Source organism: Rhodococcus sp. ACPA4 (assembly GCF_002300185.1).
GTDB classification, from domain to species: Bacteria; Actinomycetota; Actinomycetes; order Mycobacteriales; family Mycobacteriaceae; genus Rhodococcus_F; species Rhodococcus_F globerula.
The window spans coordinates 582,412-597,446 of record NZ_NSDY01000001.1 but is presented as its reverse complement, the minus strand read 5'-3'; the positions used below and the strand labels follow the sequence as shown (position 1 = coordinate 597,446).

Here is a 15,035-nt window from a genome sequence, read left to right as displayed (position 1 = left end):
ATGGCACTTGCGCCTGTACTGAGCCGGTACTGGGACGAACCCCATTCGTGGACTCTCGACGCCTATCTTCGGCACGACGGTTATCAAGGGTTGCGCAAGGCACTCGCGGGCACCGCCGACGACGTGATTGCCACCATCAAGGACGCGGGTCTGCGTGGCCGTGGTGGCGCCGGATTCCCTACCGGTTTGAAGTGGAGTTTCATCCCGCAGGGCGACAACAAGCCGCATTACCTCGTGGTCAATGCCGACGAGTCGGAACCCGGAACATGCAAGGACATGCCGTTGATGATGGCAACCCCTCACACGTTGGTCGAGGGAGTCATCATCGCGGCCTATGCAATTCGCGCGGCCAAGGCGTTCATCTACGTGCGCGGCGAGGTTGTCCCGGTGCTACGACGCCTACAGACTGCGGTTTCGGAGGCCTACGCGGCCGGTTACCTGGGACGCGATATCCAGGGTTCCGGCTTCGATCTCGATCTGGTGGTGCACGCCGGCGCGGGCGCGTACATCTGCGGCGAGGAGACCGCGCTGCTCGATTCATTGGAAGGGCGCCGCGGGCAACCGCGATTGCGGCCGCCGTTTCCGGCAGTGGCGGGCTTGTATGCGTGCCCGACAGTGGTCAACAACGTCGAATCGATTGCGAGCGTGCCGGCCATCATCCAGAACGGCCCCGAATGGTTCAAGTCGATGGGTACGGAAAAATCGCCCGGATTCACGCTGTACTCGTTGTCCGGTCATGTCACGACTCCCGGGCAGTACGAGGCGCCTCTCGGCATAACGTTGCGCGAACTGCTTGGTTACGCCGGCGGCGTCCGGGCCGGCCACACTCTCAAGTTCTGGACACCCGGCGGATCGTCGACACCGATCTTCACCGACGAACACCTGGACGTTCCACTCGATTACGAGGGTGTCGGCGCCGCCGGATCCATGCTGGGCACCAAGGCTCTGCAGATCTTCGACGACACGACGTGCATCGTGCGGGCGGTGCTGCGGTGGACGGAGTTCTATGCCCATGAATCGTGCGGCAAATGCACCCCCTGTCGCGAAGGCACGTACTGGCTCGTGCAGATTCTGCGTCGCCTCGAAAGTGGAGGCGGAACCGAGTCCGACCTGACAAAACTGCTCGACATCTCCGACACCATTCTCGGAAAGTCCTTCTGTGCCTTGGGCGACGGGGCGACCAGCCCGATCATGTCGTCGCTGAAGTACTTCCGCGACGAGTACCTGATGCATTTCGATCAAGACGGCTGCCCGTTCGATCCCGCGCGGTCCGTTCTGGCGACAGGAGCGTACACCTCATGACTGCAGCGGCTGATGTCGAAACCGGTGACGTAATCCCGTCGGACCTCGTCACCCTCACCATCGACGGCACCACGGTCCAGGTTCCCAAGGGCACGTTGATCATTCGCGCCGCAGAGATGATCGGTACTGTCATTCCCCGATTCTGCGATCACCCCCTTCTCGATCCCGTGGGCGCGTGCCGACAATGCATCGTCGAGGTCGAGGGCCAACGCAAGCCGCTTGCCTCCTGCACCACGACGGTCGCGGACGGAATGGTTGTCAACACCCAGGTCACCTCGCCCGTCGCCGAGAAGGCGCAGCGCGGAGTGATGGAGCTGCTCCTCATCAATCACCCTCTCGACTGCCCGGTGTGCGACAAGGGCGGCGAGTGCCCACTGCAGAATCAAGCGATGTCGGCGGGCCGGACCGAATCCCGGTTCGGCGAGGAGAAGCGGACGTATCCCAAGCCGATTCCACTCTCTTCCGAGGTTCTGCTCGATCGGGAGCGGTGTGTTCTGTGCGCGCGGTGTACCCGGTTCTCGCAGCAGATTGCGGGTGACCCGTTCATCGATCTCCTCGAGCGCGGAGCGTTGCAGCAGGTCGGGATTTACGCCAACGAACCCTTCGAGTCGTACTTCTCCGGAAACACCATTCAGGTGTGCCCCGTCGGCGCTCTCACCAATACGTCGTACCGCTTTCGCGCTCGTCCCTTCGATCTGGTGTCCAGTCCCAGCGTCTGCGAACACTGCGCTGACGGGTGCGCCCAACGGACCGATCATCGCCGCGGGAAGGTACTGCGGCGCCTCGCCGGCGACGACCCGGACGTCAACGAGGAGTGGAACTGCGACAAGGGGCGATTCGCCTTCTCGTATGCAACACAACGCGACCGGATCACCACTCCATTGATCCGCGACCGCGAGGGCGCGCTGGTTCCCGCGTCGTGGCCATTCGCCCTTGATTTGGTGGCCCGGAAGTTTGCCGAATCACGGGGCAATGCGGGCGTACTGGTGGGTGGACGGTCCACCATGGAAGACGCGTACGCATACAGCAAGTTTGCACGTATCGCATTGGGCACCAATAATATCGACTTCAGGATTCGCGCCCAGTCCCAGGAGGAATCCGAATTTCTCGGCGCTCACATCGCCGGCCGATCGCTCGATGAATCTGTCACCTACGCAGACCTCGAGGCCGCCCCGGTCGCACTTCTGGTAGCACTCGAACCGGAAGAGGAATCGCCCATCGTCTTCCTTCGCCTCCGCAAGGCTTCGCGGACGCAGCAGACTCGGGTTCTGTCTCTCGCTCCTTTTGCAACCCGAAGTCTACAGAAAATGGCCGGGACACTTCTACAGGCGTCACCAGGGGACGAACCTACCCTTCTGGATTCACTGAGTGATCCCGACGGCGAAGTCGGCCGGCTGCTGCGTCAGCCTGGTGCAGTCATTCTGGTCGGCGAAAGACTTGGCGCCATCGACGGCGGACTCTCGGCGGCACAGCGATTGGCCGAAACCACCGGTGCACGGCTCGCGTGGATTCCGCGTCGCGCCGGAGATAGGGCCGCCGTCGAAGTCGGCGCTGTGCCGGGACTGCTCCCCGGTGGCAGACCGGTATCCGATCCTGCTGCTCGCGAAGATATTTCCTCGACCTGGTCGGCGGAACTACCCACCGAGCATGGACTGAGTGCAACACAGATGTTGGGATCGGACTCAGCGCTGGGCGCTCTGCTGATCGGCGGGGTCGATCTTGCCGACATGCCGGATCCCGACGCTGCCCGCGCCGCCGTTCAATCCGCCGGCTTTGTCGTCAGCCTCGAGATTCGACATAGCAGCGTCACCGAACTGGCCGATGTTGTGTTCCCGGTGGCGGCCGTCGCCGAGAAACCTGGCACATTCATCGACTGGGAGGGCCGCGAGCGTCCCTTCGAGACTGCCCTGCGGACCACGGGTGTGATGCCTGATCAACGAGTCCTCCAGGCGATTGCGACCGAGATGGGCATCAGCCTTGGACTTCCCGACGCTGCCACCGCGCACGCCGAGATCCTCGCGCTCGGAACGTGGTCGGGCAAGCGGGTACCCACTCCCCGCTCCCCCGCGTCGGTGCGTCCCGAACCTCAACCCGGCGAAGCCGTCCTGTCGAGTTGGCACCTACTTCTCGACCGAGGACGACTACAGGACGGTGATCCCAACCTGGCCGGAACAGCCCACGAACCGGTTGTGCGGCTGTGCGCGAGCACTGCCACGGAGATCGGAGCAATCGAAGGTCAGCCTGTGTCGGTCAGCTCGGACCGTGGAACTATCACGCTGCCACTGGCCATCACGGATCTGCCGACGCGAGTCGTCTGGCTCCCCCTCAATTCGACCGGCAGCGAAGTCAATCGAACGCTGGGAGTATCCCCAGGCGACATAGTCACGATCTCCAATCAGGTGCCGCAATGAGCACTGTCACGTTTATCGCTGAACCCGTGGATCTTTCGGCGTTCGGGCACGATCCACTGTGGCTGGTGATCGCCAAGGCGCTCGTCATCTTCGTGTTCCTGTTGCTCACGACGCTGATCGCGATCTACGTCGAGCGCAAGGTCATGGCCCGAATGCAGATGCGTGTCGGCCCCAACCGGGTTGGCCCGCGCGGATTGCTGCAAAGCCTGGCAGATGGCGTGAAACTGGCTCTCAAGGAAGGCATCACACCCTCCGGCGTCGACAAACCGATTTACATGTTGGCTCCGATCATTGCCGTCGTCCCCGCGTTCATGGCATTTGCGGTAGTCCCCTTCGGCCCCGAAGTGTCGATCTTCGGGACGTGGTCGCCGCTGCAACTCACAGACCTTCCCGTCGGTGTTCTGTACATCCTCGCCGTCACCTCCGTCGGGGTGTACGGAATCGTTCTTGCCGGGTGGTCGTCCGGATCGACCTATCCGCTGCTCGGCGCTCTTCGATCCACGGCGCAGGTCATCTCGTACGAAGTGGCGATGGGCTTGTCGTTTGCCGCCGTATTCCTTTACGCCGGAACCATGTCCACGTCCGGGATCGTCAGCGCCCAGGAAGGATCCTGGTACGTCTTCCTGCTCCTTCCCTCGTTCCTCATCTACGTAGTTGCCATGGTCGGCGAAACAAACCGCGCGCCATTCGACCTTCCCGAAGCCGAAGGCGAACTGGTAGGCGGATTCCATACCGAGTACTCGTCACTCAAGTTCGCGATGTTCATGCTCGCGGAATACGTGAACATGGTGACGGTCTCGGCCCTGGCCACGACACTCTTCCTCGGCGGCTGGCACGCGCCGTTCCCGTTCAATCTCTGGGACGGCGCAAATTCGGGGTGGTGGCCGGTGCTGTGGTTCATCGGCAAGGTCTGGTTCTTCCTCTTCATCTTCATCTGGCTCCGCAGCACGCTTCCCCGGTTGCGCTACGACCAGTTCATGAATCTCGGGTGGAAAATCCTCATCCCGGCAGCATTGGTGTGGGTCATGGCAATCGCCTCGGTACGCGCCTTCCGCAACGCGGGCTACAACACCTGGCTGGTGCTGCTGTGCATCGGTGTGGTTCTGGGCGGCACGCTTGTTCTGGCAGTCGGTGGTCTCTACCGGGGCCGTCGACGCGACGTCGAGCAACCACCTGCCGCAACCGCAACCGCGCCTTTCGATCCCACGCCGTTCGATCCCATGGCCGGCGGCTTCCCTGTGCCGCCGATGCCTGGTCAGACGGTTTCTGCATTCAGCCGAACCGGGGTTACACCCACCGAGACAGCTGCACCCACCGAAACATCGGAGGACTCCCATGCCTGAATTCCTCGGACCCCTTGCCGGATTCGGCGTCACGCTTTCAACCATGTTCAAGAAGCCGGAAACCGAGTTCTATCCGGAAGAGAAGCGGCCGACGGCGCCGGGTTATCACGGTCGCCACCAACTCAATCGGTATGCCGACGGTCTCGAGAAATGCATCGGCTGCGAGCTCTGCGCGTGGGCGTGCCCCGCCGACGCGATCTATGTCGAAGGCGCGGACAACACCGAAGACGAGCGATACTCCCCCGGTGAACGGTACGGCCAGGTGTACCAGATCAACTACTTGCGGTGCATCGGTTGCGGATTGTGTGTGGAGGCGTGCCCCACACGTGCGCTGACCATGACCAACGAATACGAGATGGCCGACGACAATCGCGCCGGTTTGATCTACGAGAAGGACCGCTTGCTCGCACCCCTGAAGCCCGACATGGATGCGCCTCCGCACGCATTGCGCCCGGGAACCACGCAGGACGACTACTACCGCGGCGACATCGCGGCGGCCGGCCAGGAGCCGGAACAATGATCAGCGCGATCACCGCGGAGGTTCTCGCACAGGGAACGCTGACGTCGACGTCGACGGGTGAGGCCGTGCAGTTCTGGATTCTCGGCACTCTCGCCGTGATCAGCGCACTCGGAGTTGTTGCGGCGCCGAAAGCTGTGTATTCGGCGCTGTTCCTGGCGATGACCATGATCATCCTGGCCGTGTTCTACATAGTTCAAGGTGCCTTGTTCCTCGGAGTTGTTCAGGTTGTCGTGTACACGGGTGCGGTGATGATGCTGTTCCTGTTCGTCCTGATGCTGGTAGGCGTCGACTCCTCGGACTCGCTGGTCGAAACACTGCGGGGACAACGCGTCAGCGCGATCGTGATCGGTCTCGGCTTTGGTCTGCTGCTGATCGGCGGACTCGGCAACGCATCGATCTCGGGATTCACCGGGTTCACCAACCTCGAGCAGGGCAACATCGACGCGCTCGCAGATCTGATCTTCATTCGCTACGTCTGGGCCTTCGAATTGACCGGCGCACTGCTTATCACGGCCACGCTGGGCGCGATGATGCTGGCACACCGGGAGAAGATCGAGGCATCGATGAGTCAACGCGAACTCTCGCAGCAGCGATTCAAGTATTTGGGCAGCGACGAGCACAATCCCGAAAAGGGCTCGGCCACACCGCTGCCCAGTCCCGGTGTCTACGCCCGGAACAACGCTGTCGACATACCGGCGCGGCTGCCCGACGGCTCGCCGTCGGACATCTCGGTCTCGAGCGCCCTCACGCCGCGCATGCAGGATCCGACAAGCAGAGAGGAGAACAACCGATGAATCCCGAGAACTATCTCTACCTGTCGGTTCTGCTGTTCACCATCGGCGCGGCCGGAGTTCTCCTACGACGCAACGCCATTGTCGTGTTCATGTGCATCGAGTTGATGCTCAACGCCGCCAACCTCGCGTTTGTCACGTTCGCGCGGATGCACGGCAACCTCGACGGCCAGATCTTTGCGTTCTTCACGATGGTTGTGGCCGCCGCGGAAGTGGTTGTGGGCCTGGCAATCATCATGATTATCTTCCGATCTCGGCGTTCTGTATCCGTCGACGACGTAGACCTGCTGAAGTACTGATATGTCAGGAGGAATCACGTCCGCCATCTGGTTACTGCCTGCCCTGCCGCTGTGCGGCGCTGCCGTCCTACTCCTTGCCGGTCGTCGCACCAACACCTGGGGGCACCTGTTCGCGTGCGTCATGGCGTTGGCGTCGTTTGCCGTGGGAGTGGCGTTCTTCGTCAGCATGCTCGGCCGCGACACCGCCGATCGGAGCATCAACGAGCACCTGTTCAGCTGGGTGCCCGTTGACAGTCTGCAGGTCCAGTTCGGCCTCGAACTCGACCAACTCTCCATGTGCTTTGTTCTCCTCATCACCGGCGTCGGCTCGCTGATCCACATCTACTCGGTCGGATACATGGACCACGACCCCGAGCGCCGCAAGTTCTTTGCGTACCTCAATCTGTTCCTGGCGGCGATGCTGCTTCTGGTCCTCGCCGACAACTTCCTCGGCCTGTACGTCGGCTGGGAAGGCGTCGGACTGGCGTCGTACCTGCTCATCGGGTTCTGGCAGCACAAGCCGACGGCAGCGACCGCGGCAAAAAAGGCATTTGTGGTCAACCGAGTCGGCGACATCGGCCTGATGATCGCAATGATGGTGATGTTCAACACTTTCGGATCGCTGTCGTTCACCACAGTTTTCGGCAACGCCTCGGGCGCAAGTGAAGGGGTTCTGACGGCCATCGGTCTCATGTTGTTGCTCGCGGCGTGCGCGAAGTCCGCGCAGGTGCCGTTGCAGTCCTGGCTGGGCGACGCGATGGAAGGCCCAACTCCGGTGTCGGCACTGATCCATGCGGCAACGATGGTCACTGCGGGTGTCTACCTCATCGTGCGTTCCAACCCGATCTTCGATCTGGCACCCGACGCCCGAACAGTGGTGGTGATCGTCGGAGCGGTCACGCTCCTGTTCGGCGCGATCATCGGCTGCGCGAAGGACGACATCAAGAAGGCTCTCGCCGCGTCGACCATGAGCCAGATCGGGTACATGGTGCTCGCAGCCGGTTTGGGGCCCGCCGGATACGCGTTCGCGATCCTGCATCTCATCACCCACGGATTCTTCAAAGCCGGTCTCTTCCTCGGCGCCGGTTCGGTGATGCACGCGATGAACGACGAAACCGACATGCGACGCTACGGCGGACTGCGAGCATTCATGCCGTTGACGTTTGTCACGTTCGGGCTCGGATACCTTGCCATCATCGGTGTTCCGCCGTTTGCGGGCTTCTTCTCCAAGGACAAGATCATCGAAGTTGCCATCGGCGACGGCGGGGTCAAGGGCATAGTCCTCGGCCTGGTCACGTTGCTGGGTGCCGCACTCACCGCGTTCTACATGACCCGCGTGATGCTCATGACCTTCTTCGGGAAACCTCGATGGGACAACCAGAATCCACACGAATCCCCTTCCGTGATGACGTCTCCGATGATTGTGCTCGCGGTGGGATCCGTCGGCGCCGGCATGCTGCTGACCATCGGGTCCAGCTTGCAGAACTGGCTCGAACCCGTTGTCGGCGCCCATCACGTGGAGCCGCCGATACCCGCGTGGACCATCACCCTGATGGCCCTGGTTGTGGTCGCACTCGGCGTCGGAGTTGCCTACCGCGAGTATGCAGCTCGGGAAATCCCGGTAGAGGCGCCCACTGCCGTGTCCGCGCTGACCGTCGCCGCCCGTCGTGATCTGTACGGCGACGCATTCAACGAAGCGGTGTTCATGAAGCCCGGCCAACAGCTCACCCAGACGTTGGAGGTGGTCGACACCAAAGGCATCGACGGTGCGGTCGACGGCTTTGCCGGGGCGGTCAGCGGACTTTCCGGCCTGGTCCGCAAGCTGCAGACAGGCTTCGTCCGTTCCTACGCCTTGGTGATGTTCGTGGGTGCAGCGCTGGTGGTCGCGACGATGATGGCGGTGACACTGTGGTGAACGAATCTGTGACAAACGCCGGCTTCCCCGCTCTGACATTCCTGTGGCTACTCCCCCTTGTCGGCGCCGCAGTGGTGGTCGCACTTCCGGCCCGGATGTCTCACATCGCCAAATCCGTTGCTCTTGCGGTGTCGTTGGGTGTCCTCGCGATCGGTGTGGCCCTCGCCATCACGTTCGACCGCGGCGGACAGCAGTTCCAATTCGTCGAAAGGCACAGTTGGATACCCGCATTCGGGACCAGTTACAGCCTGGGACTGGACGGCATCGCACTTGTTCTCGTTCTACTGACGGCAGTACTGGTGCCGCTGCTCTTGGTTGCCGGATGGAACGACGTCCCCGCGGTGCCGGCGGAGACCCCGGACGAACCGCCACGACGCTTGCCGCACACGTACTTCGCCTTGATCCTCGTAGTCGAATCGATGGTGCTGCTGTCGTTCAGCGCGCTCGACGTTCTGCTCTTCTACATATTCTTCGAGGCAATGCTGATACCGATGTACTTCCTGATCGGTGGTTTCGGTGGTGCCAACCGGTCACGCGCCGCGGTCAAATTCCTGTTATACAACCTGCTCGGCGGGTTGGTCATGCTCGCGGCAGTCGTTGGCCTCTACGTGGTGACCGCCCGCGCGGAGAGCCCATTCACCTCAGGAACTTTCGACTTCCAAGCCATCGCCGCAGCAGCTGCGAACGGCGACCTGGGTGTCGGGCCAGGTGTACTCAACGCACTGTTCCTCGGCTTCATGTTTGCGTTTGCGGTCAAGGCCCCACTCTGGCCGCTGCACAGTTGGCTGCCGGATTCGGCGGTGGAATCCACGCCGTCGACAGCTGTTCTGATGATGGCCGTCGTCGACAAGGTGGGTACCTTCGCGATGATTCGCTACTGTCTGCAACTGTTTCCGGAGTCGTCCGCGACGTTTGCGCCATGGATCATCACGCTCGCAGTGATCGGCATCGTCTACGGCGCGATTCTCGCGACCGGGCAGACCGACATCATGCGCCTGATCGCGTACACGTCGATTTCGCACTTCGGGTTCATCATTCTGGGGATCTTTGCGATGACCAGTCAGAGCCAGGCCGGTTCCGCTCTGTACATGGTCAACCACGGAATCTCGACGGCCGCGCTGTTCCTGATCGCGGGTTTCCTTGTCTCGCAGCATGGTACACGCGCCATCGCGGCGTACGGCGGTGTGCAGAAAGTTGCACCGGTTCTTGCCGGCACCTTCCTCGTTGCCGGACTTGCCACTCTCTCGCTTCCCGGCCTGGCGCCGTTCATCAGCGAATTCCTGGTCCTGATCGGCACATACACGCGCTATCACGTCGCTGCCATCATCGCGACCAGTGCGCTGGTCCTGTCTGCGATCTACATCCTGTGGCTCTACCAGCGGATCATGGGTGGTCCCGAGAAAGAAGGCTCCGACAAAATCCGCGATTTGGTTCGCCGCGAACTTGTTGTGGTGGCGCCGTTGATCGCGCTCCTGCTCTTCCTGGGCATCTACCCCAAACCGGCTCTCGACATCATTACCCCTGCGGTCAGCCACACCGTCGTCGATGAGGTGCCCACACCCGTGATCGCCGATGCCGATGCCGATGCCAGTACCGAGGAAGGTGCCCACAAATGAGTTCCTTCGACGGATTGGCCGTTCTCGCGGAGCCTGCATCCCATTCCACGAGTGTCGAATACAGCCTGCTGTCACCGATGCTGATCGTATTCGGTGTCGCGGTGGTGGGAGTGCTGGTCGAAGCGTTTGCACCTCGCTCGGTGCGCTACCCCGTCCAGTTGGTCCTCGGTATCGGCGGATTGGCTGCGGCATTTGTGGCTGTCGTCGCACTTGCGGGCACTCGATCACTGGCAATGGCGGGATCCGTTGCCGTCGACGGTCCCACCCTGTTCTTGCAAGGCACCATTCTGCTGGTTGCGATTCCGGCCGTGTTGCTGATCGCCGAGCGCGGATCAGGCGATACGGTGCCTGCCGAGAATCACGAGGACGCGCTGGGGAGTTTCACGCCTCAAGCGTCGAGCGTTCCCGGCAGCGTTGCCGAACAAGAAGCAACCAAAGCCGGTGTTGCACAAACAGAAGTGTTCCCACTGACGCTCTTTGCGGTGGGCGGAATGCTCCTCTTCCCCGCATCCAACGATCTCCTCACGATGTTTGTTGCGCTCGAAGTGTTCTCACTTCCGCTGTACTTGCTGTGCGGATTGGCGCGACGACGCCGTCTCCTGTCGCAGGAAGCGGCGATGAAATACTTTCTGCTCGGGGCATTCTCGTCGGCGTTCTTCGTGTTCGGCATTGCCCTGCTCTACGGCTATGCCGGCACGGTCACGCTCTCCGGTATCGCCGATGCGGCACGAATCGGAACGGAGAACGATTCCTTCCTGTGGCTCGGCACCGCCCTGCTTGCAGTAGGTCTGTTGTTCAAAGTCGGCGCAGTGCCCTTCCATTCGTGGATTCCCGACGTGTATCAGGGTGCACCGACCCCGATCACCAGTTTCATGGCTACTGCCACCAAGATCGCCGGCTTCGGAGCCATCCTGCGAGTGTTCTACGTGGCGCTGCCCAACGAGTACGTGAATTGGCGTCCACTGATGTGGGGCGTTGCGATCGCCACGATGGTTGTCGGTTCCGTTGTCGCTCTCACGCAGACCGATATGAAGCGAATGCTGGCGTACTCGGCCGTCGCACACACCGGATTCATCCTGACCGGGGTGGTCGCCGATTCGGATGCGGGTCTGTCTTCGACGATGTTCTACCTACTCGCGTACGGATTCAGCACGCTCGGCGCTTTTGCGGTTGTCACTCTGGTGCGTGACTCTGACGGCGAAGTTGCCACACTGAATCGCTGGGCCGGATTGGGTAGACGCTCACCGTTGATCGGAGTCGTGTTTGCACTGTTCCTCCTCGCTTTTGCCGGAATTCCCTTGACCAGTGGATTCATCGGCAAGTTCGCGGTGTTCCAAGCCGCCGCGGAGGGCGGCGCGGCCCCACTCGTGATTGTCGGTGTCCTGTGCAGCGCGATTGCGGCGTACTTCTACGTGCGAGTCATCGTGTTGATGTTCTTCACCGATCCTGTTGACGACGCCCCGAGCGTCGTTGTTCCGAGTGCGCTCACCAGCAGTGTCATCGGCCTCGGCGCCGGCGTGACACTGATCCTCGGAGTGCTGCCGCAACCGGCACTCGATCTTGCCGAGCGAGCAGCGGAGTTCATCCGTTAAGTCCCGATACGGTGGATCGATGACAGTGGAAAAGCTCATCGTGCGGAGTCCGTGGTTTGTTGCCTTCGCGATTGTTGCCGTCGCGCACCTGATCCTCAACGGCGCGGACGTGACGCCGTGGGATGGCATCACAAAAGTGATGCTTGCTCCGCTCCTTGCCGCCTGGGTTCTGGTGGATCACGGACCGAAAATTATCGCCGCCGCGCTTATCGCGTGCGCCTTCGGCGATCTGTTCCTTCTCTGGGACGGCACCTTCATCGTCGGAATGGCGGCCTTCGCGATCGGCCACATCTGCTTCATCCGTTTCTTCATCTCGCGCGGAGCACTGCAAGGTATCCGTAAAAACCCGTGGGTTCTCCTCGCCTACACCGCCGCCGCCGTCGCCCTTGTTGGTTACACCTGGTCCGGCCTCGGCGAACTCCAGATTCCCGTCCCGATCTACGCCGCAATCCTGGTCTGCACCGCGGCAACCTCATTGGCTTACAACAAGACTGCAGGATTGGGCGGAGCACTCTTTCTCTTCTCGGACGCCATTATTCTGTTGGGCCAAGCAGACAAGTGGCAGCCCGAACCCACCGACATCTGGATCATGGCGTCGTACATCCTCGCGCTGCTCCTCCTGACGGTTGGCATCCTCAGTCAGGAGAAAATGAGGCTCGGTACCATCACAAGATGACTGAACCGGCCCCCAGCCAGCGCACACCCAGCCAGTGGGAAGAAATCACCACTGCCGACCCATCACATTCCACGCGGTACATCGAACGCTTCCGGACCATGGCAGCGGAAGGCAATGACATTGTCGGTGAGGCTCGGCTGATCGACGCAATGCTCAGCCGCGGCGGCCGGGTTCTCGACGCAGGCTGTGGGCCGGGACGCCTGGGAGGTCACCTGCAGAAAGCCGGCCACGAGGTTGTCGGCGTCGATGTTGATCCGGTACTGATCGCCGCAGCGGAAGCGGACTACCCCGGACCCACGTGGCTCGTCGGCGATCTTGCGGAGTTGGATCTGCCCAGTCGTGGAGTTGCGGCCGATTTCGACGTCATCGTGTGCGCCGGCAATGTGGTGACCTTCCTCGCGCCGTCGACCCGACGGACCGTGCTGGCCGGGTTCGCCCGTCATATCTCCCCGACCGGACGCGTGGTCGTCGGTTTCGGCGCCGGCCGCGACTACGAATTCTCGGACTTCCTGGCCGACGCGTCAGCCAGCGGGCTTACGGTTGATCTGCTGCTCTCCACGTGGGACCTACGACCGTTCACCGACGATTCCGGCTTCCTGGTAGCGGTGTTCTCCCGCGCAGAATAGTCGGCTCTATCGCTGATAGCGAGCCAGTACCGCACGACGGCGACGATCGAGCATCGACTTTCTTTCGTCCGCCGAAATCCGTTCGACCCCGGGTAGTTCCTCGGCCAGGTCAGCAAACTTCACGACTCGCACGGTGGGCGTCGGCAGATCGTCACTGCCGGCGAGCCACCATCGGTACACGCAACGAGTGAAGCGGTTTCCGGCCGTGTCGAGCCAATTGGCCACTCCCGGATCACGATGTGCAAGAACAGCCCGAAAGACCCCACCGTCGAGCACTGCTTGGTGTCCGTTGAGCGACGTCTGGCGGAACGTGTAGTCCAGCGACTGGCCCCAGTAGTCGCCGAGATGGATATTCCAGAAATGGCAGTCCGGTGGTGTCACCTCGATGATGACGGCTTCGTCGTCGCCGATCTCGAAACTTCCTCCGCCGTAGGCGATGTACCCGGTATCGGAAGCGTAGGTCTCACTGACGGGTGGCTGTGTTCGCAGTACGTTGCGCTCACCGGCGCGGGCCGCATACATTGCTGCCCAGTAGTCCGAGAATCCGTCGACGAACTCACCGACTCTCGTCACCTGACTGGCGATCACCACGGGGTCCGGCACCGGCCCGGTTCCTGAGAAGTCCAGCCGCTCGAGCGAAATGTGATACGGCTCTTCATTTTCCCAGTCGTAGAAGTACTGACGGATCATCAGCTTCGTCGCAGCGGCGTCCATCGGCAGCCAGTTCCCGTCATGGCGCTCAGCACTGATGATCACCTCGAAGTCGCCGTTTGCATCCAAGGTGATTCCGCCGGGATTCGACATCGCGCCAAGGGTGCCGGCCGTTGCGGCCTTGAACGCTGCCGCAAAATCTCTGCGCTCGAGCGCAGCGCGGTCCAGGTTCTCGTACAGATTGACGGAGTCGTACAACGTCAGCCCAAGATATCGCGCGCACCCGCCGGTACCTGTCAGTCGATATGTACCGACCGCATCGAGAGTTGCGTGACCGAACAAGCAGTCCGGAGACTCAGTCGCATAACGCTTCGTATTATCTTGGAGGTGGCCGACTTCCGGGTATTCCGGGTCGGCACTGAACACCATCTGCTCCAGCCCCGCATTGAGAAGATTCAGCAAGTATCGGTATCCCGCCGAGCGCATCGTGGGATCGACTGCCACCGGGTCACGTGCCACAAGAGTGCCTGCGGACCGCAGGTCGTCACACATTTTTGCCCAGGCTGCATCCAACGCAGCATTATCGGCTTCGGAACGAGAGGAAACGTCCATCTTTGCTCATTTCTGTTTGTCAACAGTCACACTGATTGCCCAGCGGACAACGCAGCAACAGCCACCACCAGGACATGTTCGACATAGTCGTCGAAAGTTGCTGAAGCAGAGCCAATTCCGAGCGCACCACGTTTCAGGTGTAGTGCGATCGCCGAGAACGCCATAGTGAACATCATCTCGACTCGCTCAGCAGCCTGATTCTCCGTCAGATGTGTCAATGAAGACACCAACCTTTGATGGATTTCTCGGTTCACATTGCCGGGGGAATCAAGATCTGAACCAAAATAGTCCACCGTAGGAAGGAGTCTGACAATGAATTCGGCGTAGTTCGCGCCGTCGACGGATCTGCTCACCGAGGATGCAAAAGGAACGATCGAGACCTCGACGAGTGCTCGCAATTCGCGGCCACGGCCGGCTGCGTCGATTGTCGCCAAGAAGGCACGTCGATCCTCTGCGATTGCCACCATTCGGCGACGGAACACTTCAATGAGCAGTTGATCGCGTCCACCGAAGTGATACTGCACAGCAGACGTATTGCGTTGGCCCGCAATGTTTGCCACATCTCGCATCGAGAGCGCGTCGACTCCCTGGGTGCCGAGCAACCGCTCGGCGACATCGACCATTGCACTTTTGGGATCTACTGATGCCATGCGAGGACGCTATAACGCACTGCATTAAATTGTCAATGCAGTGCGTTAATTC

At 61.3% G+C, this 15,035-nt stretch carries 13 protein-coding genes; 11 read left to right on the top strand and 2 right to left on the bottom strand.

Features of this window, described 5'->3' with window-relative positions:
• The 11 genes from nuoF to CJ178_RS02640 all read left to right on the top strand — a co-directional run bounded on the left by nuoF (window position 1) and on the right by CJ178_RS02640 (window position 13,070).
• Window positions 1-1,302 carry an NADH-quinone oxidoreductase subunit NuoF gene (gene nuoF / locus CJ178_RS02690; protein ID WP_095886056.1) on the top strand — a complete coding sequence of 434 codons (1,302 nt, stop codon included), beginning with the start codon at window positions 1-3 and terminating at the stop codon, window positions 1,300-1,302.
• Window positions 1,299-3,713 (top strand): NADH-quinone oxidoreductase subunit G, encoded by a 2,415-nt coding sequence (locus CJ178_RS02685; protein ID WP_095886055.1) that lies wholly within the window; start codon window positions 1,299-1,301, stop codon window positions 3,711-3,713. Before nuoF ends, CJ178_RS02685 begins: the two co-directional genes overlap by 4 nt.
• Window positions 3,714-3,799: 86 nt before the next feature.
• Window positions 3,800-5,056: an NADH-quinone oxidoreductase subunit NuoH gene (gene nuoH / locus CJ178_RS02680; protein WP_373557467.1), complete on the top strand. Its 1,257-nt coding sequence runs from the start codon at window positions 3,800-3,802 to the stop codon at window positions 5,054-5,056.
• Window positions 5,049-5,576, top strand: a complete 528-nt coding sequence (gene nuoI, locus CJ178_RS02675) for an NADH-quinone oxidoreductase subunit NuoI (protein ID WP_033234861.1) — start codon at window positions 5,049-5,051, stop codon at window positions 5,574-5,576. The genes nuoH and nuoI overlap by 8 nt, the downstream gene beginning before the upstream one ends.
• Entirely contained in the window at window positions 5,573-6,370 is a 798-nt protein-coding gene (locus tag CJ178_RS02670; protein WP_092808439.1) for an NADH-quinone oxidoreductase subunit J, read from the top strand. Before nuoI ends, CJ178_RS02670 begins: the two co-directional genes overlap by 4 nt.
• Window positions 6,367-6,666, top strand: coding sequence for an NADH-quinone oxidoreductase subunit NuoK (nuoK, locus tag CJ178_RS02665; RefSeq protein WP_033234863.1), 300 nt, complete (start codon window positions 6,367-6,369; stop codon window positions 6,664-6,666). Before CJ178_RS02670 ends, nuoK begins: the two co-directional genes overlap by 4 nt.
• 1 nt (window position 6,667) lies before the next feature.
• Window positions 6,668-8,560: an NADH-quinone oxidoreductase subunit L gene (nuoL, locus tag CJ178_RS02660; protein ID WP_095886053.1), complete on the top strand. Its 1,893-nt coding sequence runs from the start codon at window positions 6,668-6,670 to the stop codon at window positions 8,558-8,560.
• Window positions 8,557-10,176 carry an NADH-quinone oxidoreductase subunit M gene (locus CJ178_RS02655; protein ID WP_257012984.1) on the top strand — a complete coding sequence of 540 codons (1,620 nt, stop codon included), beginning with the start codon at window positions 8,557-8,559 and terminating at the stop codon, window positions 10,174-10,176. The genes nuoL and CJ178_RS02655 overlap by 4 nt, the downstream gene beginning before the upstream one ends.
• The gene (nuoN, locus tag CJ178_RS02650; protein ID WP_095886052.1) at window positions 10,173-11,768 is read left to right on the top strand and encodes an NADH-quinone oxidoreductase subunit NuoN; all 1,596 of its coding nucleotides are present in this window, start codon (window positions 10,173-10,175) and stop codon (window positions 11,766-11,768) included. The genes CJ178_RS02655 and nuoN overlap by 4 nt, the downstream gene beginning before the upstream one ends.
• A 19-nt stretch (window positions 11,769-11,787) precedes the next feature.
• Complete coding sequence (locus tag CJ178_RS02645; protein ID WP_033234866.1) at window positions 11,788-12,444, top strand: lysoplasmalogenase; 657 nt, start codon at window positions 11,788-11,790, stop codon at window positions 12,442-12,444.
• Complete coding sequence (locus CJ178_RS02640) at window positions 12,441-13,070, top strand: class I SAM-dependent methyltransferase (RefSeq protein WP_033234867.1); 630 nt, start codon at window positions 12,441-12,443, stop codon at window positions 13,068-13,070. The genes CJ178_RS02645 and CJ178_RS02640 overlap by 4 nt, the downstream gene beginning before the upstream one ends.
• 6 nt (window positions 13,071-13,076) lie before the next feature.
• On the opposite strand, the gene CJ178_RS02635 is transcribed toward CJ178_RS02640, so the two are convergent.
• Together CJ178_RS02635 and CJ178_RS02630 are read right to left on the bottom strand one after the other, a co-directional pair.
• Window positions 13,077-14,333, bottom strand: coding sequence for a DUF1214 domain-containing protein (locus tag CJ178_RS02635; protein WP_095886051.1), 1,257 nt, complete (start codon window positions 14,331-14,333; stop codon window positions 13,077-13,079).
• A 26-nt stretch (window positions 14,334-14,359) separates the two neighbouring features.
• Entirely contained in the window at window positions 14,360-14,983 is a 624-nt protein-coding gene (locus CJ178_RS02630; RefSeq protein WP_033234868.1) for a TetR/AcrR family transcriptional regulator, read from the bottom strand.
• Window positions 14,984-15,035: the final 52 nt, after the last annotated feature.